General features: G+C 36.3%; 16 protein-coding genes, 3 pseudogenes and 1 riboswitch. Of the genes and pseudogenes, 5 read left to right on the top strand and 14 right to left on the bottom strand.

The features are described from left to right. Positions 1 to 15 precede the first annotated feature (15 nt). From DS745_RS14815 to DS745_RS14805, 3 genes are all read right to left on the bottom strand, one after another. Positions 16 to 1,086, bottom strand: a complete 1,071-nt coding sequence (locus tag DS745_RS14815; protein WP_129079012.1) for a M24 family metallopeptidase — start codon at positions 1,084 to 1,086, stop codon at positions 16 to 18. Further along, positions 1,086 to 1,523 carry a type II 3-dehydroquinate dehydratase gene (gene aroQ, locus DS745_RS14810; RefSeq protein WP_129079101.1) on the bottom strand — a complete coding sequence of 146 codons (438 nt, stop codon included), beginning with the start codon at positions 1,521 to 1,523 and terminating at the stop codon, positions 1,086 to 1,088. The genes DS745_RS14815 and aroQ overlap by 1 nt, the downstream gene beginning before the upstream one ends. A gap of 138 nt (positions 1,524 to 1,661) precedes the next feature. Then, complete coding sequence (locus DS745_RS14805; RefSeq protein WP_129079011.1) at positions 1,662 to 2,135, bottom strand: YqhR family membrane protein; 474 nt, start codon at positions 2,133 to 2,135, stop codon at positions 1,662 to 1,664. Positions 2,136 to 2,449: 314 nt separating this feature from the next. Here DS745_RS14805 and DS745_RS14800 point away from each other — a divergent pair, with 314 nt between their 5' ends. Next, positions 2,450 to 2,824 (top strand): SA1362 family protein, encoded by a 375-nt coding sequence (locus DS745_RS14800; protein ID WP_129079010.1) that lies wholly within the window; start codon positions 2,450 to 2,452, stop codon positions 2,822 to 2,824. Between the two features lie 16 nt (positions 2,825 to 2,840). Here DS745_RS14800 and DS745_RS14795 read toward each other — a convergent pair whose 3' ends face one another. The 7 genes and pseudogenes from DS745_RS14795 to DS745_RS14765 all read right to left on the bottom strand — a co-directional run. After that, positions 2,841 to 3,728, bottom strand: a complete 888-nt coding sequence (locus DS745_RS14795; protein ID WP_129079009.1) for a patatin-like phospholipase family protein — start codon at positions 3,726 to 3,728, stop codon at positions 2,841 to 2,843. A gap of 109 nt (positions 3,729 to 3,837) precedes the next feature. Then, positions 3,838 to 4,269, bottom strand: a complete 432-nt coding sequence (mntR, locus tag DS745_RS14790) for a transcriptional regulator MntR (RefSeq protein ID WP_129079008.1) — start codon at positions 4,267 to 4,269, stop codon at positions 3,838 to 3,840. A 110-nt stretch (positions 4,270 to 4,379) separates the two neighbouring features. Beyond that, positions 4,380 to 5,405, bottom strand: a complete 1,026-nt coding sequence (gene splB, locus DS745_RS14785; RefSeq protein WP_129079007.1) for a spore photoproduct lyase — start codon at positions 5,403 to 5,405, stop codon at positions 4,380 to 4,382. 124 nt (positions 5,406 to 5,529) lie between these two features. Beyond that, positions 5,530 to 6,651, bottom strand: a pseudogene (locus tag DS745_RS14780) (vitamin B12-dependent ribonucleotide reductase); the annotation flags it as partial. Positions 6,652 to 6,901: 250 nt separating this feature from the next. After that, a pseudogene (locus tag DS745_RS14775) lies at positions 6,902 to 7,552 on the bottom strand (vitamin B12-dependent ribonucleotide reductase); the annotation flags it as partial. 71 nt (positions 7,553 to 7,623) lie between these two features. Continuing rightward, positions 7,624 to 8,499, bottom strand: coding sequence for a helix-turn-helix domain-containing protein (locus DS745_RS14770; RefSeq protein WP_129079004.1), 876 nt, complete (start codon positions 8,497 to 8,499; stop codon positions 7,624 to 7,626). A gap of 214 nt (positions 8,500 to 8,713) precedes the next feature. Next, positions 8,714 to 9,496, bottom strand: a pseudogene (locus DS745_RS14765) (ribonucleotide reductase N-terminal alpha domain-containing protein); the annotation flags it as partial. 496 nt (positions 9,497 to 9,992) lie between these two features. On the opposite strand from DS745_RS14765, the gene dat reads away from it, so the two are divergent. Continuing rightward, on the top strand, positions 9,993 to 10,838 hold the full coding sequence (gene dat, locus DS745_RS14760) for a D-amino-acid transaminase (RefSeq protein WP_129079002.1): 846 nt from the start codon (positions 9,993 to 9,995) through the stop codon (positions 10,836 to 10,838). Positions 10,839 to 10,875: 37 nt separating this feature from the next. Here the strand turns inward: dat and DS745_RS14755 are convergent, their stop codons facing one another. Continuing rightward, positions 10,876 to 11,709: a lipoate--protein ligase family protein gene (locus DS745_RS14755; RefSeq protein WP_129079001.1), complete on the bottom strand. Its 834-nt coding sequence runs from the start codon at positions 11,707 to 11,709 to the stop codon at positions 10,876 to 10,878. Between the two features lie 203 nt (positions 11,710 to 11,912). On the opposite strand from DS745_RS14755, the gene DS745_RS14750 reads away from it, so the two are divergent. After that, positions 11,913 to 12,284 carry a rhodanese-like domain-containing protein gene (locus DS745_RS14750; RefSeq protein WP_129079000.1) on the top strand — a complete coding sequence of 124 codons (372 nt, stop codon included), beginning with the start codon at positions 11,913 to 11,915 and terminating at the stop codon, positions 12,282 to 12,284. Between the two features lie 41 nt (positions 12,285 to 12,325). Here DS745_RS14750 and gcvPB read toward each other — a convergent pair whose 3' ends face one another. Genes gcvPB through gcvT form a run of 3 tightly spaced genes read right to left on the bottom strand, consistent with a single transcriptional unit; the run spans position 12,326 to position 16,241 of the window. After that, complete coding sequence (gcvPB, locus tag DS745_RS14745; RefSeq protein ID WP_129078999.1) at positions 12,326 to 13,780, bottom strand: aminomethyl-transferring glycine dehydrogenase subunit GcvPB; 1,455 nt, start codon at positions 13,778 to 13,780, stop codon at positions 12,326 to 12,328. Further along, positions 13,780 to 15,126 carry an aminomethyl-transferring glycine dehydrogenase subunit GcvPA gene (gene gcvPA, locus DS745_RS14740; protein ID WP_129078998.1) on the bottom strand — a complete coding sequence of 449 codons (1,347 nt, stop codon included), beginning with the start codon at positions 15,124 to 15,126 and terminating at the stop codon, positions 13,780 to 13,782. Before gcvPA ends, gcvPB begins: the two co-directional genes overlap by 1 nt. Positions 15,127 to 15,143: 17 nt before the next feature. Further along, complete coding sequence (gcvT, locus tag DS745_RS14735) at positions 15,144 to 16,241, bottom strand: glycine cleavage system aminomethyltransferase GcvT (RefSeq protein ID WP_129078997.1); 1,098 nt, start codon at positions 16,239 to 16,241, stop codon at positions 15,144 to 15,146. Positions 16,242 to 16,506: 265 nt separating this feature from the next. Then, positions 16,507 to 16,642, bottom strand: a riboswitch (glycine riboswitch). Between the two features lie 158 nt (positions 16,643 to 16,800). On the opposite strand from gcvT, the gene DS745_RS14730 reads away from it, so the two are divergent. Both DS745_RS14730 and DS745_RS14725 read left to right on the top strand, forming a co-directional pair. Continuing rightward, the gene (locus tag DS745_RS14730; RefSeq protein WP_129078996.1) at positions 16,801 to 18,489 is read left to right on the top strand and encodes a DEAD/DEAH box helicase; all 1,689 of its coding nucleotides are present in this window, start codon (positions 16,801 to 16,803) and stop codon (positions 18,487 to 18,489) included. Next, complete coding sequence (locus tag DS745_RS14725; protein WP_129078995.1) at positions 18,467 to 19,258, top strand: YqhG family protein; 792 nt, start codon at positions 18,467 to 18,469, stop codon at positions 19,256 to 19,258. Before DS745_RS14730 ends, DS745_RS14725 begins: the two co-directional genes overlap by 23 nt.

The raw sequence follows: 19,258 nt of genomic DNA, 5'->3' as shown, positions 1-19,258 counted from the left end.
TTTTTCCTCCTAATTTTATTCACCTAATATTAGTAATTCTTTTGTTGAATAGGTTAGCGATTCGTTTCCATTTTCCGTGATAACCGTATCATCTTCAATACGTGTACCACCAACACCAGAAATATAAATTCCAGGTTCTACTGTTACAACCATTCCTGGTATTAATATTGTATCAGACTTCATAGAAAGACCAGGTCCCTCATGAACTTCCATTCCTAAACCGTGTCCTGTTGAATGGCCAAAATATTCGCCGTAGCCTTGTTCAGTAATGTAATCCCTTGTAAGAGCATCTGCTTCCTTACCAGTCATTCCAGGTTTAATGCCTCTCATGCCTCTTAACTGAGCTTCTAATACAGTTGCATAGATTTTTTCTAATTCACTAGACGGTTTACCTACTGCAACAGTTCTTGTAATATCTGAGCAATAGCCTTTATAGTATGCACCAAAATCAAGGGTTACAAGCTCACCCTTCTTAATTACTTTGTTTGTAGCCACACCGTGTGGCAACGCAGAACGGATACCTGAAGCAACAATAATGTCAAATGATGAAGAAATAGCTCCCTGCTTTCTCATGAAAAACTCTAGTTCATTAGAAACATCCAACTCCGTTAGACCTGGTTTTATGTATGTAATAATATGGTCAAAAGCGGCATCGGCAATTTTAGCAGCTTCCTTTAGTATCTTAATCTCTTGTTCATCTTTAATCAAGCGTAAACTTTCAATCACACCACTAACGGGTACAAGTTCTGAATTAGTAAAATTAGTTTTGTATTCTTCATATTGAGCAAAAGAAACATAAGATTTTTCAAAACCTAATCTTTGGATACCTAATTCATTCAACTGATGAGCAATTTCCTCGTTTAATGAATTTTTATGCTGGATAATTTCAAAGTCTACCGCTTGTTCAGATGCTTGATCTACATAACGGAAATCCGTAATAAATCTTGCTTCTTTTTCAGTAACTAGAGCGACACCTGCAGTACCTGTAAAACCAGTTATGTATCGACGGTTATACTCACTCGTAACCAATAAAGCATCAATATTATTTTCGTTAAACTTTTCGCGAAGCTTTTTTAATCTTTCCATTATATATCCTCCTTTACTAATGACAATAGGGCAAGTTTATAGCCTTTAGTTCCTAAACCAACAATTTGACCAACTGTAACTGGGGATACTACTGAGTGATGTCGAAACAATTCTCTAGCGTGTACATTTGAAATATGAACCTCGACAGTTGGATACGATACGCTGGCAATTGCATCTCTAATTGCATAGCTATAGTGTGTGAAGGCACCTGGGTTAATAATGAGTCCATCATACTCTTCATCTTCTGCATTGTGGATTGAGTCAACAATATCACCTTCATGATTGGATTGTTTGAAATCAATCTTGCAACCAATTTGGTTAGCTAGCAACTCTAAACTATTTTTTACATCATCCAAAGTTTCTGAACCATAAATATGTGGCTCCCTTTTACCAAGCCTATTCAGATTAGGTCCGTTTAATATTAAAATCTTCTTCACCATTTTCCACCCCCAAAAAACAATTCACGCCTGTTTTTTCGTGTAGTCAAAGATATAAAATTTTCAGTAAAAACGAAAAGAATGCCCTAATGGACATTCTATCATAAGCTAATACCCTTTGAATAGGTATAGATACTGCTACTTCTGTTGTTCACTAAACTCATATGAAATGGAATAGCCAATAAAAACCCCATACAATATGTATAGACATAAGCTTGTAATAATTGTATTTAAATCTAAATTTACCAATGGTTTTAAGCCTGGAAAAATGGGATTTAAGAAATAAAACACAACAAACCATAAGCCAGAACCAAAAAACAAACCTGGCCAAATACTATTAAAACGTGCAAATAAGAAACGGTACAGAAATGCTACTGCAATTGATAAGACTGCAATTACTACAATACCTACAAGTTGACCAATGTAACCATTTTTCCAATCTCCTAATGCCCAAGGCATTAAGACTAAAGCTGGTCCTACTCTAACAAAATTAAAAAAGAATGCAAGATACCCGATAAAGCTCCAAATTAACCCTCCAAAAAAACCAATAGTAGCAACAGTTGTATGAAAACTCATCGGCTCTTCGTGTTTATTCTGTTCAAGTTTTTCCATGATACATCACCTCAACTTTAGTATGACCTGTATCTATTCAAACTATAGCATCATATAAATACAAAAAATAAGTGTAAATAATGATTGAATTGGGAATATTATATAGTAGAAAAATAAATTTTTTAGAGGGAATTACTTTCCTTACGTAGAATATAATTTGTAGATTTTCCATTTATATTTTAGTTTTGCCCATAAAAGTGTTCCATGAGAGTCGTGTTTAGCATAAAATAAGAAATATCCAAAGACTAAATATTCAGAATACTACGTAATAGGACTTTATCTCTTTTACTTTCACAAAACTCGGAGGTGAGCACATGACTAGATATTCTTTTCATCCGCTAATATTATGTGTTTTAGGCTTATCAATCATCGGTCTATTCTACCGGCTTTATACAGAGCCCGTAGCATTGTTTCAGCAAGCATTATTTATGGTTGTGTTTGTTGCTATCATTTTCTTTCTAGTAAAGAGATTTTTAGCACCTAAGTTTAGCTCTGGGAATTATTATAGCTCACAGCCTCAAACAAAACGAATGACTTATAAAGCTTCTCCCAGTAGCAACGTAATTCCACATAAAAAGAAAAAAGATGTAAAGAAATTTAATCGACCTCTTGTAAAAAAACGGACTGACGTTACATTGACAGTCATAGAAGGAAAAAAGAATAAGAAAAAAAATCGAGCTCTCTTTTAAGAAGCTCGATCTTTTTTTAATACCATGTCTTGAAGAAACTCTCTGTTTTTTCCCTACCGATCTTAATTAACTCTGCTTTTTCTTCATCTTTCAGTTCAAAATCAATGGTACTTACGTTATCGACAGGTATAAAAACGATGTTCTTTGCATGTTCTTCTGAAATATATCGCATATCATGTGCTGTCCTCATCGTCTTGAAGAGAGAAGTAAACATATCTACCGCGTTGGTAATCCTATTCGGAGGCATTTTATCAAGATCAGGCTTTAAATTAAAACCAATTACTGGACGATCTAATCTCATTGCTTTCTTCTTCATAAATAACCATATAGGAAAATTACTTAGTACACCGCCGTCAACAAATATAGACGGTTGCCCTTTGCCGTCATAGATCCGAATTGGTTCGAAAAAATATGGCAGGCTACTACTCATTCTTACAGCTCTGGCAATAGAAAACTTTTCTGGAACCATCCCATACTGCGGTAGATCATCTGGTAATACAGCAAGACGTCCTTTCGTTATATCTGAAGCTATTAGTCTTAATGACCCAGGCTCTAAGTCACCAAAAGTAGATATTCCTTTTTTAGCTAATAGGTCAGCTATCCAATGTTCCAACTCTACTCCCTTATACAATCCAAGAGTTTTATATAACTTGAGCCATTTCATAAAAGCAAATGGCAAAATTGACGGTTTAGGGTCTAGTAACATTGGAAAGTTAACTTTATTTATTTCTTCTAAGATTTCTTGACTTGTGTACCCTGCTTTTATTAACGAAGAAAATATTCCCCCTGCACTAGTACCTGCCAAACGTTTAAATGAAGCACCTTTCTTTTCCATAGCTTCTAAAGCCCCGATAAAAGCTATGGCCTTAATTCCGCCACCGGCAAAAACTCCATCAAAATCCAAAGTTTACACCTCCTATCTTTCCTATTTACAATATGCATAGGATGTAGGCAAAGTGATTAACTTATTGCATAAAAAAATCCATCTATAAAAGTATAGATAGATTTTCCAATTATTTTCCTTGTTCTGTTTCATTCTTCTTTTGGACTTTTCTAAGTAAATCGACTCTAGACTTGTCTTCTGAGAAGAATTGAACGAGGTCGCCAATACGATCAATAGCATCCCAACTTAAATGATGTTCAATTCCTTCTACATCTTGATAAATCTTATCATTACTGACTCCAATAATACGAAGAAACTCTTCAAGAAGTTCATGCCGTAATACTAACCGTTTTCCAACCTTTTTCCCTTTGGGTGTCAGTACAAAGCCACGGTATTTTTCATAGATTACATATTCCGTTTGGTCTAATTTTTGAACCATTTTTGTAACAGAGGAAGGATGGACTTCTAGTGCTTCTGCTATATCAGAAACTCTGGCATATCCCTTATCTTCTATTAGTAAATAAATTCGCTCTAAATAATCTTCCATACTTGGTGTTGGCATCGTGTCCCCTCCGATTTCCTCTCCGACCCAATTGTAGCTAAATATACAAATTCTCTTTCATCAAGAAAATTATACTATATTCACTTTTTTTGGACAACCAGTACAATTTTTTACGTATAATACTCAATTTTAGCTGATGGAAAGAATTTTTCAATATAACCTTCAATTGTATTTCTTAGCTCATCAGATTCTTCATTTTTATAAACATATTTTCCTCTACCATATTTGCCCCATTTATACTTTCTCTCTTCTTCGTTCATTTCTAATTTTGACTTAGGATATCTTTTAATGATCGTATTTTTTGCTGTCTTAGTAAAACGGTGTTGAATTAGCTCAAATGTTAAATCTTTCGTAGCGTAATTAGGTAATGTGGCTTCCAATTTTTCAAAAAGCTCTAAATAACCTTCTTCCCAGTTCTCGTGCCGATAGAGAGGGGCTAAAATAAATCCAAGCGGATAATTGGCCTTTGCAACTTTACCTGCTGCTTCTATCCTTTTGTCAAAAGATGATGTACCCGGTTCAAAATTTTTAATAACATAATTTGAATTTAAACTAAAACGAAAACGTGAATTGCCATTATGTTTAGCATCAAGTAAATGATCAACATGATGATACTTTGTCACAAATCTAAGCCTACCTAAATCAGTTTGACCAATAAACTCAATCGTTTTCTTTAGGGAATGTGTTAAATGATCTAACCCAACTATGTCTGAGGTACATGCTGCCTCAAACCTTGTTATTTCTCCCTCACGCTCTTTTATATATTTTGAAGCAGCATCAAAGATATCTTCCAAATTAACATATGTTCTAATATATGGTTTATCGCCCATTGTTGTTTGTAAATAGCAATAGTGGCAATGCCCCATACATCCAGTGGCTAATGGGATTGCGTATTCAGCTGAAGGCTTTGATGTTTCAAATTTCAGTGTCTTCCTGATGCCGACAACTAATGTTGACTTTGCATTTCGATACACTTGATTTTCATTTTCTCCCGGAATACCTCGAACTTGATTATGAGACGTAGTTTCTCGAATTTCAATACCCATGCCCTCAAATTTTTCTTTAAGCTCTCGGCCTAGTGGATAATCAAGGGCCTTTGGTTCAATATATACTAACTGCGGTACAAATGGTTTCATAAGTTTTCCCACCTTAAGTAGTTTCAGTCCTATGTATTAAGGTGTACAAAAACTTCGGTTTATTGTTATTAAAAACGTTCCAGTAATGGTAAAAGGAGAGAGCGTCTCCGCTCTCTCCTTTGAATTATAAGCCACACTTTAATTGCGCATTACAATTGGTACACGTGTTACAACCACCAATATCTTCTACAGTTCCAGTTCGACAAACTGGGCACGTATTTCCTACTTCAGAACCAATTGTTACCGAAGTTGAACGTAAGTCGGCAATTGTGTCAATCAAGACAACTTGCTTCTTTTCTTTTTTGTTTGTTTCAGTAACTTCCTCTTCAAATTTATTTTCTTCTGTTGTTAAAGAAAGTACTTGAGCATCTCGGCTTCCATCTACATAGACTGTACCGCCTTTTGCTCCACCACGATATAATCTTTCATAAACAGCCTGTACTTGATCAACTGTATACCCACGTGGAGCATTCACTGTTTTTGATAACGAGCTATCAACCCAGCGTTGAATGATACACTGTACGTCAGCGTGTGCTTCAGGTGCAAGATCCATCGTTGAGATAAACCATTCTGGTAAATTATTTGGATCAGCATCTGGATTTTGATTTAAATACTCTTGTACAATTTCTGCTTTCACTTCAATAAACTTCCCTAAACGTCCGCTACGGTAGTAAGAGAACGAATAGTAAGGCTCAAGGCCTGTGGAAACTCCAACCATTGTCCCAGTGGAACCTGTAGGAGCAACAGTTAAAAGATGTGAATTTCTTATTCCGTATTGAAGAATATCTTGACGAATATCTTCAGGCATTTTTTTCATATACCCGCTATTGACGAATTTCTCACGAAGAAGTTGCGTTTCAGCCGCTGACTCGCCAAGTAAGAAAGGAAAGCTTCCTTTTTCTTTTGCAAGTTCAATACTAGTTCTGTAAGCAGTAGTCGCAATTGTCTCAAAAATCTGATCAACTAATTGATTACCTTCTTTTGAACCATAGACTGTTTCAGTATAGATTAATAAGTCATGAAGCCCCATAACACCAAGACCAATCCGTCTCTCACCTTTTGCCATCTTCGTATTATCTTCTAAGAAGTAAGGTGTTGCATCAATAACGTTATCCTGCATACGAATTCCAACTTCTACAGTACGTTTAAGCTTTTCAAAGTCTACTTCTTTCGTTTCTTTATTTGCCATAGCACCTAAGTTAATCGCTGCTAAGTTACAAACACTGTAAGGTGCGAGAGGTTGTTCCAAATTTGTTAACCTATCGGCTTTTTATCCAATAGTTCTTACAGTTCGTTTCCTGTAAGTTCAGCATATATTTTCATTACAAGCCAGTAATGCTGCGGCCTCGTGGATGGGTTATATTCTCTAAGAGTTTCACCATCTATGCGTTGCCCCTGACTAAAATGTTACTTTTAGCCTTCGGTTCGGATTAGCATCTCAGCCTTCCCGCTTTATTCCGCAGTTTTTTACGTGAGGCAAACTAAGCTACCTTACCACACGGATTTGTCGCTACTACCTTTTGTCCATAAGCAACAGCGTTTGTCATGTCATTTGCATTATCAATAAAGAAAATTCCTGGTTCTGCAGAGTATGTTGCACAAATATTAACTAGCTTCCAAAGTTCACGGGCTTTAATTGTACGGTAAGTTCTGATTTTAAAGCCTAAAGCTTCCCATTCACGAACATCTCCGTATTTATGCCATTCACGATTATATGCTTCCATCTCTTCTTTCGAATAGTTCTCTACATCTGGGAAGCGAAGTTGATACTCAGCATCGTTTTCAACTGCTGCCATAAATTCTTTCGTTAAGCAAATCGATATGTTAGCACCAGTTAAGAACTCTGAATTATTCACACTATATGTTCCACCAAGTTGCAGCTTCTCTACTGCTTCCTTGATCACTTTTTCGTCAAATCCGCCTTGTCCTGGGATCGTCTGATAGTTAAGTATTCCTTGATACATTGCTTTTTCAACTTCGGTTAAAGGAGTAAATTTAAGCTTGTCTTTCACAAGTTGTTTTATTTGATTGTCATCACTATTTTCTAATAGAAAACGTAAAATTCTCGGATTTTGCATTTTAGAGATAATAAACTCTAAAATATCTGGGTGCCAATCCGCAAGCATGATCATTTGAGCTCCGCGCTTATTGTTACTCCTCAAAATAAGAGGGGTGTGGTCATTTCTGCCACACTCTTACACTTTCATGTAAGGTCAGACTATATCATCAAAGAAGAAAATATTTTATACTTTCGATCAAGTTTTATTGTTCCATGCTTATACAATTGTTGAAAGATAATTCTAAGATCATGTAAACTGCTAAGATATAAATCGGAACAACCCTGCTTGGGTGTAAGAGTATTTACCTTCACTCCTAAGCCGTATGAGTTAAAAAAAGATAGAATAGACCATAGCATTTCAGGATTTCCTGTAAAACCCATTCTTGCTTTTTGGTAGCCGTTTCTTTTGTAAACTCTTATATGACCATCTGCATCGAAAAATCCTCTTAGATAGGACCACTGGAGAGATTCCTCACCCAGATTAATCCACCTTTCATGCCCAGTCTTATTTGGAACTATTCCTAACGAAATTAAATCATTACACATTTTCGTAGAATTAATGACTAACGAATATTTGTTTTGCTCATTTTCTGCACTTTTTTTTCTGAACTTAATAGCAGAACTAATATTCATTTCTTTACCAATATCAAATAAAAGAGCTTTATCCTTCTCGGCTAATGTCATTATTAATCTCTTCGACTTTTTACGATCAGAGATAGTTCCATCACCAGTTATATATCCCATTATATATGCTTGGTTTGGTGTCAGGATTTTTTCAAAGTAGTTTTCATCATAGTCATAGATTTTACTTTTCATTTTTCCAGCCTCTCCTGGTGATCGGGTTTGGATAAAATGAAGTTCATCGTTCCATCTTTTAATAGTTCCTCTGTTTATATTTAGCATCTTAGATATATCTACTTGGCTATAGCCTTCTTCATGGAATTTAATGATCAAATTGATAATTTCATCTTTGTCTCGTGCCTCATAGCCACGTTTCTGTTTGCTATGATTTACTCTCTCCTTGGATCCCAACATGACCCTCTCCTTAAAATAATATTCCAGTTGGAAACTTTAGGACATTTCAATAGTCGTTGAACCTTCATCTTTGTTTCCAAAGATACTTGGCTGCTGATCGCCCAATCTCTCATCTTTTCAACCGTCACGCTCACCGTTACCAGTCACGTTGTGGTGCTAAGAGCTCTAAGGGTGTTCCAGCAATTCACGAGATTTTTCTCCCGCCATGGAATTAACGGGACCCACCCTGTTCTACTAGGTGTGTCAACTTTGCAATATCATCTAACCAAGATACTGAGCCAGATGACTTACCGTTTACTCCTCTTGCTAATGTGTTTCGCGGGCGTAATGTTGAACCGTTTGTACCAACTCCACCACCACGACTCATAATCTCCATCACTTGTGTACGGTGATCAGAAATTCCACCTCTTGAATCTTTTACAAAAGGCATTACATAACAATTAAAATACGTTACATCTGTATCAGAACCTGCCCCATACAAAACTCGTCCAGCAGGAATAAAATTTAAATTCGAAAGTTCCTCGTAGAAATCCTCGAAAGACCTTTGTTTTCGTTCTTCTGAAGTTTCTACAGATGCTAATCCAGTAGCATTTCGCTTGGCAATTTGTTCATAGAATATCTCTAGTGGTTTTTCAATTGAGTCCAACGATCTAGTGACGATCCCAGACTTAACTTCTTCTGGTTCTTCAAGGACTCCTTGAAACTCCTCATCCACATAAATTTTCACTTCATTTTTCTCCCAGTTGATTTCATGGACAAAACCATAACCTCTGGCTGGAAACTTCGGATCTTGCTTTACAGTTAAAACAACGAAATCTCCTTCTTTTAACGTTTTCTTCTCAGTATCCTTAAAAGTATAGCGGTCTAACATAACTAGACGAGATACACCTTTTTTCTGGATTTTCATGTCTGGTGTGATTTCATGCACTTGGGGAAATTGTTTAATATCCTCATTCAACCTCTCCACGTTAATTTTCATCACTTTTGACATAGTCATCTCCACACGCATTCTCCCCTTTATTAAAAAATATTGAAATGAGTTCTCCTCTAGTTGTTTTCATCATTGAGTATGAGTTTAGTATTTACCACTTTTAGAAGATGATGGTAAATATATTAGATTGTTAACTTGTCTTAGCTTAACATAGATTTTTATTCATATCAATATATAGTATGTAAATATCGTACCAAAACACTATATATTGTAATTCGGTAGCGAAAAAATTATTTTGTCAACTTAGAAAGAAATACTATACGTAAGAAAATGATAGATATATAGATTTTTTCCAGGAAAAAAGTCGAATTATGAACGTATTCCTCATTTGCAAAAATGAAAATATAAATAAACCTTTTCACATCAACATTTTTAAATTTAGTTCTCCTTTTGACGAAAAATTTTTGTTAAAATAGCTTTAGAATAGATCACTATTTTCTTGATACATATACCATATATAGTGGTTCTTACAAAACACACTACTAACCTTAGGAGGAAGAGAATGACATATGTACTACTAAACCATGATATTACGACCCGTGAAAATGTAAAAATTGATATGGAAGATAGGGGCTACAATTTTGGAGATGGTATATACGAGGTAATACCTGTCTACAACACGAAAACAATGGCTATGGAAGAACACCTAAATCGTTTTGAAGAAAGTGCTTTGAAACTAGAAATTCAGCTTCCCTATGACAAAGAAACCTTAAAACAACTTCTAGAAGAGTTAAAAACAAAAAATAATATAACCAACGGGATCATTTATGTCCAAATGACACGAGGTGTTTCACCACGTGCTCATCTCTACGAGCGAAATGCAGTTGGGTTAATTACCGGCTTTTCGAGAGAGATGCCGTTTCCAGTTGAGCAAAAACAAACGGGAATACGTGCCTATGTAACCGAAGATATTCGTTGGCTTCGTTGCGATATTAAAACGATTAACCTATTAGGCAATACGATGGTAAAACGAAAAGCTACTGATCACACCTGTCAAGAAGGTATTATGCACCGAAATGGTACTATGACAGAAGGTTCTTCCTCTAATTTATTTATTGTTAAGGATAAGTTAATCTATACTCACCCTGTAACGAACTTAATCCTAAACGGAATTACCCGACAAATTGTATTAAAGCTAGCAAAAGAAAACGGATATAAAGTAGTAGAAGAAGCATTTACTTTACAACAATTGAGCAATGCCGATGAAGCTTTTATTACTAGCACCACCCAAGAGGTAACCCCGGTTACGAAGGTTGTGGGTGATATTGAAACTGATATACCTGTCGGGTCAATTACAAAAGCATTACAACAACTATTTGCAGAACATGTAAAGAACAAAACAAAATAAAACAAAGGGTTTGGCAGCTCACCAAACCCTTTGTTTTTTATTTACGGAAATTCCATTCATCATTACCATATCGTTTTTGAACGATTTCGTTCACATGATTGATTTGTTCTTCAGATAACGTATATGATTGTAGCTCAATTTCTAACCCTTTTTCAAAACCACTCTTAAACGCTACCTCAGCTTCCTCAATACTTACTGGGTGTTCACGTAATTGATTAATAGCGACTGCTTTTTGACTAAAACCTTTTTGCATCCGTTCGCGAACGCGGTCGTTAGAGAACTTGAATAGATCAAATAACTTTACTTCATCTAGATCAAGTATAATCGAGCCGTGTTGAAGAATGACGTTTTTTTGTCTCGTCTGCGCACTTCCAGCAACTTTTCTTCCTTCGACAACAAGTTCATACCAAGAAGGTGCATCAAAACAAACGGCTGAACGAGGGCTTTTTAGTAGGTCTTGCTCTTCTTTCGTCTTTGGTACGGCAAAATAGGCATCAAGTCCAAGGTTTTTAAATCCTTCAAGGACACCTTGTGAAATGACTCGATAAGACTCTGTCACTCCCTTAGGCATTTGTGGATGGTCTTCAGAGACAATTACACTATAAGTAAGTTCATGCTCATGTAAGACGCCACGGCCACCAGTTGGCCTACGCACAAATCCTAAGTCATATTTTTCAACAGCTTCTAAATTGATTTCTTTTTCTACTTTTTGAAAATAGCCAATTGATAATGTTGCAGGGTTCCAGCCGTAAAAACGGATCGTTGGATTTATCTTACCTTCACTATGCCATTCTAATAGAGCTTCATCCAATGCCATATTAAAGGCTGGGGAACATTTACCTGAATTAATAAAATGCCAAATTTCTTTCATTGTAAACCTCTTTCTACTTTTACTTCCTATACTAAATCTATCTTACCGTAATTGCCCCTGTCAATCATCGTGAATTACGAATACAACTTGAATAATTAAATGTTATAATTTATATTTAATAATATATTGAAATACGTTTGCCTAGTTCAAAAGCCTTTTTATACATAAGGCTAACAGAGTTAGAAAAAGGAGTTGGAGAAGTCATGAATTGGGTTTTAGGTATTATGACAGCTGTACTAGTTTTTTTAATTGTCAAAAGGTTTATTAAACCAAAGTACCTGAAAGATCTTAATCAAGATGAGTTCATTCAGGGTTATCGAAAAGCACAACTTATTGACGTAAGGGAGCAAAGAGAATATGAAACAGGTCATATTCTGGGATCAAGAAACATTCCGATGTCCCAATTACGTCAACGAGCGGGAGAAATCCGACCGGACAAGCCAGTATACCTATACTGTCAGTCAGGTGCAAGAAGCATCCGTGCTGCTGAATTTCTAAAAAAGAAACACAAATGTGAAGACTTAAGTCACTTAAAAGGCGGCTTTCGAAAATGGACAGGCAAGATTAAGAAATAGTAAAAGAAGTGTTCCGACATTGGAACACTTCTTTCTATTTATTACTGCTTTTGATACCTTAAGATAGGCTTTCTTGCAGCAGTTGTCTCATCAAGACGGCCGATTACTGTATGGTGAGGCGCTTCTTGAACAATCTCAGGATTTTCTTCTGCTTCTTTTGCAATTTGGATCATCACTTCAATGAACTCATCAAGAGTTTCTTTTGTTTCAGTTTCTGTTGGTTCAATCATAATACATTCCTCAACGTTTAATGGGAAGTAAATCGTTGGCGGATGGTATCCAAAGTCTAAGAGACGTTTAGCCATGTCTAATGTTCTTACCCCTAGTTTCTTTTGACGTCTTCCCGAAAGAACAAATTCGTGCTTACAATGCTGTGTATATGGAGCATCAAAGAAAGGCTCTAGTCGTCTGAACATATAGTTAGCGTTTAATACTGCGTCCTCTGAAACCTTACGTAATCCATCAGGTCCCATTGTACGAATGTAAGTGTACGCACGAACATTAATTCCGAAGTTACCGTAATAAGGCTTCACACGGCCAATCGTTTCTGGACGGTTATAATCTAAGAAATAGCGATCGCCATCTTTGGCAATTACTGGCTTCGGTAAGAATGGGATTAAGTCTTTCTTAACCCCAACTGGACCTGAACCAGGACCACCACCACCATGTGGGCCAGTAAACGTTTTGTGAAGGTTTAAATGAACTACGTCAAAGCCCATATCTCCTGGACGAGCAATTCCCAAGATCGCATTTGAATTAGCACCATCATAATAAAGCTTTCCGCCAGCGTTATGAATAATTTCAGCCATCTCTACAATGTTTTCTTCAAATAATCCAAGTGTATTTGGATTTGTTAACATCAATGCCGCTGTATCCTCACCGACTACTTCACGTAAATGTTCTAAGTCAACAAGACCTTTTTCATTTGAACGTACTGTAATGGTTTCGAAACCTGCAACAGTTGCTGAAGCCGGATTTGTACCGTGAGCTGAGTCTGGTACGATTACTTTTGTACGGTGGAAATCACCATTTTTCTCATGGAACGCACGAATTAACATTAATCCCGTCCACTCACCATGAGCACCTGCTGCTGGCTGTAACGTTACTTCATCCATACCTGTAATCTCAGCTAAAGACACTTGTAGATCATACAGTAACTCTAGAGCACCCTGGACTGTGCTTTCTTCTTGTAATGGATGGATATGAGCAAAACCTTCAAATCTTGCTACATCCTCATTTATTTTCGGGTTATATTTCATCGTACAAGAACCTAGTGGATAAAATCCAGAATCTACCCCGTGGTTACGTTTTGATAGAGCCGTATAGTGACGCATTAACTGAAGTTCTGATACCTCAGGCAGTTCTGCTTCTTCTTCACGAATAAATTCTTTAGGTAGTACATCAGATAATTCCATTTCAGGTACATCTAATGCAGGCAGGGCATAGCTAATTCTTCCATGTTTACTTTGTTCAAAAATTAAAGGTTGATTTTTCATTATTTTACTCCCTCCAATGCCTCAAGAAGACGATCAATTTCTGCCTTTGTTCTAAGTTCAGTAACTGTAAGTAGCATATGATTTCCAAGGTCAGCATAGTCTCTTCCTAAGTCATAGCCACCAATAATCCCTTGATTAAATAATATTTCATTTACTTCTTTTACAGGTTTAGAGAATTTTACAACAAACTCATTAAAAGTAGCGTTATTAGCATCTAACACTGTAAATCCTTGTTCTAAAAATGCTTTTTTTGCATAATTTGCTTTTTGAATGTTTTGAATAGCTATTTCTTTCACACCAGCTTTTCCTAGTGCACTCATCGCAACTGAGGCTGCTAGTGCATTTAGAGCTTGGTTCGAACAAATATTTGAAGTGGCTTTATCACGACGAATATGTTGTTCACGTGCTTGTAATGTTAACACGAATCCGCGCTGACCTTTGTCATCAGTAGTTTGTCCTACTAATCTTCCCGGTACTTTACGCATTAGCTTTGTCGTAGTAGCAAAATAACCACAGTGGGGGCCACCGAATTGTTGAGGAATTCCAAATGGTTGTGCATCTCCTACAACAATATCAGCACCGAATTTTCCTGGAGGAACAAGAGCACCTAATGCTAATGGATTACTTGATACAACCAAAAGACCTTTTTGGGAATGAGCTATTTTTTCAATTTCTGCTAAGTTTTCAATATTACCAAAGAAGTTTGGATATTGAACAACAACGCATGCTGTATCTGCGTCATATTTTTCTTGAAGGTCTAGTAGGCTTGTTACACCATTTTCAACTTCAATTTCAACTACCTTTAAGTTTTGACCTTTAGCGTTCGTTTTCAATACATCTCTTGCTTCAGGATGAACTGCCTTCGAAACTAAGATCGTTTTGTTCTTAGTTTGACCAGCACTCATCATCGCCGCTTCAGCAAGCGACGTATGTCCGTCATACATTGAAGAGTTTGCCAAATCCATTCCTGTAAGTTCGCTAATCATTGTTTGGAATTCAAAGATTGCTTGAAGCTCACCTTGAGAGATTTCAGGTTGATAAGGAGTGTATGCTGTATAAAATTCTGACCTTGAAATCACGTGGTCAACTACAGAAGGAATGTAATGTTCGTAAACCCCTGCCCCTAAAAATGACGTGTATTGCTTTGTATTTGCATTCCTGTTAGCCATTCTACCTAACTCTCTTACTGTATCTGGTTCAGAAAGTGCTTCTTTTAAGTTCATCTCACCTTTAAAGCGAACTTTTTCAGGAATATCTGCGAATAACTCTTCTACAGATTGGACCCCAATTGTTTCTAACATTTCTTTTTTATCTTGCTCAGTTACTGGCAAATAACGAAATTTCAATGTACTTCCCCCTTAAATTATCCTCGTTTATAAAATGGAGTTTTAACAACTTGAGCTTTTAAACGTTTTTTTCTTACTTGAACTTCAACAATTGTATTTAGTGGAGCAAAATCTATGTTAACAAGAGCTAAACCTACATTTTTCTTTAATGTCGGTGACTGAGTACCGCTCGTAACGAAGCCTACTTGTGTATCGCCAACAAAAACTTCGTATCCGGTTCTCGGAATCCCTTTATCAATCATTTCCAAACCAACAATCTTTCTTTCTAGCCCTTTTTCTTTTTGTTGCTTTAATGTTTCTTTTCCAAAAAAGTCACTTTCTTTATCAACTTTTACTGCAAAGCCGATACCTGCCTCAATAGGGGTAATATCTTTTGTTAATTCTTGGCCATATAATGGTAAGCGCGCTTCAAAGCGAAGTGTATCTCTAGCACCTAAACCACAAGGAAGCGTTCCTTCCTCATTCCCTACTTCTAAGATCTTTCTCCATAGGGATACGGCATCTTCCGGCTTACAATAAATCTCAAATCCATCCTCACCAGTATACCCAGTTCTTGAAACTAATGCTTTGGCTCCTTGAAGGTCTACCTCATCTTGAAATTTAAAAAATGTAATTTCTGATAAGTTAGTTGTTGTCAATTTTTGCAGTACTTGTTCAGCCAATGGACCTTGAATGGCTAACTGAGAAACCTCGTTTGAAATATTCTTCAGCTCAACACCTTCAATTAAGTGAGACTCCATCCAATCGAAATCCTTTTCAATATTTGAAGCATTCACAACGATTAGAAAGTCAGTTTCTTGTTTTCTATAGATAATAAGATCATCAACAGTTCCACCATCTGCATAACACATCGCAGCATATTGAGCACCGCCAACTTTCAGTTTAGAAACATCATTTGTAACTAAAGTTTGTAAATACTGTTCCGCAGAAGGACCTATAACAGTAAACTCACCCATATGTGATACGTCAAAAAGACCAGCTCTTTCTCTTACAGCCTCATGCTCTTCTTTTATACTACTAAATTGCACAGGAAGATCCCAGCCACCAAAGTCGATTGTTTTACCTCCATACTCCCCGTAAACTTCAAAGAGCGGCGTTCGTTTTAAAGCACTCATCAAATAACCTCCATCTTATCATTTAGCATTAGTTTTTTATTACTTTAAGTATTTTACTCCTATAAACCTGGTTCTTTCTTGGGAAAAAAGTGACTTAATAGTAAGGCAATTTTTTAATAAAACAGCAAAAAAGGACAGAGAAATACACTGATATGTGTGTATTCTCTGTCCTTAAACCAGAAAGTTTATTCCATAAGTAAGTAGGAATTATCCTCGTGGGTGGTCTAATCAATCAGAAATCGATTACAGACACTCTCCAGAGTTGCGTCAAACATGAGTCTTTTTGCCTGAGAGATTCACATATATATGCTTGCTCCTTCGGCGCTGTAGGAAAGCTAGGTAAAGCTTCATCTATAACCAATTCTAAGTCAGTAGATTACAGTCTCTCCCCATGTTCTCATTCGCAGTTATGATATTGTTCGATTGTTTTCCATTGTTTTTGTCAATACTAAAAAATATGACTTTGTGAAATGAAAAACACCCATAATCTATCCTATCACTACCCTAGATTAATTGGCAATCATTTAATTTTAATTATTCAAAGAAAGGATTGGTGTCCATGAATATTACCATGAATTTCGATTCTTCATGGCAAGAGGGATTGTTAAAAAAAATGGATGATGACGGTCCTTGGTCAAGTTGGGAGTTGTATAAACTAGCCATTGAAGCCGAAAATAATTTATCTATTAATAAATTTTCTGGGCTCGTGGCACCTACACACCTTCCTAACCTAACCATTTTCCCGCATCAGCTAGAAGTAGCCAAAAAGGTGATTGAAGAAATGAACGGAAAAGCAATTTTAGCTGATGAGGTTGGCTTGGGAAAAACGATTGAGGCCGGGTTAATTTTAAAAGAGTATATGATTCGTGGTCTAGTAAAAAAAGCCTTAATTTTAGTACCTGCTTCACTCGTGTCTCAATGGTCAATCGAGCTAAACCAAAAATTTTATATTCCTGCCGTTGCTCAACGAAAAACATATGTATGGGAACAATGTGATGTTGTTGTTGCCTCTATTGATACAGCAAAGCGTAACCCACACAGAGATATTGTTTTAAAACAAAATTACGATTTAATTATTATCGATGAGGCTCATAAGCTTAAAAACAAAAAAACCAAAAACTACGAGTTTATTCAAAGCCTGAAGAAAAAGTTTTGCTTACTTTTAACGGCAACACCTGTTCAGAATAGACTAGAGGAAATCTTTAATCTTGTTTCATTATTGAAACCCGGACACTTAGGTGACGAAGCAAGCTTTGATCATGACTTTCGTTCAAATACCCGTTCCCCTAAAAATGATGAAAAACTTAGGGAGCTCGTTAATAAGGTCATGGTCCGAAACCGTCGCGAGGATACTGGAATTGAATGGACAAAACGTGTAGTAAATACCATTACAATTCCTCTATCGAAAGAAGAACAAGAATTATATGATGCTGTCACTGCCTTAAAACAAGTTTCAAATAATGAAGAGGCTTTAATAAAAAATCATTTTTCACTTTTAACCTTACAAAGGGAAGTCTGTAGTAGCAGAGAAGCCGCGTTTCTTACATTAAAGAATATGGCTGAAAAAATGGAGCAAACGCCAGAGTTAGTTGAGAAAGTGCAATTTCTCTTTAAAAAGATTGAACAAGTAAAAACCAATTCAAAGGCAGAAAAAGCACTTGAGTTAATTCAAAATATTAACGATAAAGTCATTATCTTTACAGAGTACCGTGCTACTCAACTATATCTACAGTGGTTTCTAAATCAACATGGGATTAGCTCTGTTCCCTTTCGAGGCGGCTTTAAACGTGGAAAAAAAGATTGGATGAAACAGCTCTTTAAAGATCGTGCTCAGGTGCTTATTGCGACTGAAGCAGGTGGCGAAGGGATAAATCTTCAATTTTGTCACCATATTATAAATTACGATCTTCCATGGAATCCGATGCGGATTGAACAAAGAATTGGCCGGATCCATCGTTTGGGTCAAGAAAAGGATGTCCATATCTATAATTTTGCGACTGAAAATACAGTCGAACAACATATTTTATCACTACTCTATGATAAAATACGTTTGTTTGAGCGAGTAATAGGAGAATTAGATGATATATTAGCTAGACTTGATTTAAATAATATTGAGGAACATATCTCTGATATCCTTGTAAATTCTAGGAGTGATGGTGAAATAAAAGTGAAAATGAACCATCTCAGTGAACTTATAAAACTAAGCGAAGGAGCGACTCAAGAAGATGCAGCAGCAGGACATTCATAATTTCTTAGAGAGATATTTTACAGCGAATGAAAGTCCCATTCTTGAAAATAGTCGAGGTTATCTTCATGTGCAGCTTTCAATCGACTTAGATAAACTTTTAATGAATCGACCTTTTTACTGGCACTACTTAGAAAAAACTGGTGGGACACCTAACCCTATGCAAATGACCTTGATTACAAATCCGGAAGAATGTAGTGAGGATAAAAAAGGCGAACAAGTTCATTTTGGTTCTCCTAGGCTACATCAAATCTTTCAGTCCGTACAGCAGTTGGGTGCTTACATTCGTCTCTTTGAACAAATTCCCGTAGGTGAAAGAATGAATTCTACGGCTTTACATCCTTGGCTTTGTTTAAATGCAAAAATTTCATATCAATGTGATCGTAAAAAAGATATTGTAATTTCATTAGGACTCAATTTAATTAACGGAGAAATCCAAGATCAATTTCATGATTTATTACTAACAAAAGATCTAACTCCTAAAATTCCAGACTTTTGTTTTACCTTATCACCGTTAATTACGCCTAGAAGTGGACTGTCACGGCTTGAGAACACGATTCGTTCGATTATCTCCCAGGACGACCACCAATGGGCAGAAGATGCCCAATACCGTTGGGATCAAGACTTACGTTTATTAGAAACTTTTTACGAAGATATGGAAGAAAAACCTGAGAGCTATTTCTTAGAAATTGAGGCGCTAAAGGACCAATATGAACCTAAAATAAATATCAACATTATCAACGGTGGTCTTTTTTATCTAAGTAGTAAATAA

The organism is Anaerobacillus alkaliphilus, from assembly GCF_004116265.1.
Lineage (GTDB): Bacteria > Bacillota > Bacilli > Bacillales > Anaerobacillaceae > Anaerobacillus > Anaerobacillus alkaliphilus.
The sequence above is the reverse complement of the archived record's forward strand: the minus strand, read 5'-3'. Positions and strand labels throughout refer to the sequence as shown.

Coding starts and splice junctions, on each gene's coding strand:
- DS745_RS14815 (WP_129079012.1), bottom strand. CDS start 1,086: ATGGAAAGATTAAAAAAGCTTCGCGAAAAGTTTAACGAAAATAATATT.
- DS745_RS14805 (WP_129079011.1), bottom strand. CDS start 2,135: ATGGAAAAACTTGAACAGAATAAACACGAAGAGCCGATGAGTTTTCAT.
- DS745_RS14800 (WP_129079010.1), top strand. CDS start 2,450: ATGACTAGATATTCTTTTCATCCGCTAATATTATGTGTTTTAGGCTTA.
- mntR (WP_129079008.1), bottom strand. CDS start 4,269: ATGCCAACACCAAGTATGGAAGATTATTTAGAGCGAATTTATTTACTA.
- splB (WP_129079007.1), bottom strand. CDS start 5,405: ATGAAACCATTTGTACCGCAGTTAGTATATATTGAACCAAAGGCCCTT.
- DS745_RS14770 (WP_129079004.1), bottom strand. CDS start 8,499: ATGTTGGGATCCAAGGAGAGAGTAAATCATAGCAAACAGAAACGTGGC.
- dat (WP_129079002.1), top strand. CDS start 9,993: ATGACATATGTACTACTAAACCATGATATTACGACCCGTGAAAATGTA.
- DS745_RS14755 (WP_129079001.1), bottom strand. CDS start 11,709: ATGAAAGAAATTTGGCATTTTATTAATTCAGGTAAATGTTCCCCAGCC.
- DS745_RS14750 (WP_129079000.1), top strand. CDS start 11,913: ATGAATTGGGTTTTAGGTATTATGACAGCTGTACTAGTTTTTTTAATT.
- gcvPB (WP_129078999.1), bottom strand. CDS start 13,780: ATGAAAAATCAACCTTTAATTTTTGAACAAAGTAAACATGGAAGAATT.
- gcvT (WP_129078997.1), bottom strand. CDS start 16,241: ATGAGTGCTTTAAAACGAACGCCGCTCTTTGAAGTTTACGGGGAGTAT.
- DS745_RS14730 (WP_129078996.1), top strand. CDS start 16,801: ATGAATATTACCATGAATTTCGATTCTTCATGGCAAGAGGGATTGTTA.
- DS745_RS14725 (WP_129078995.1), top strand. CDS start 18,467: ATGCAGCAGCAGGACATTCATAATTTCTTAGAGAGATATTTTACAGCG.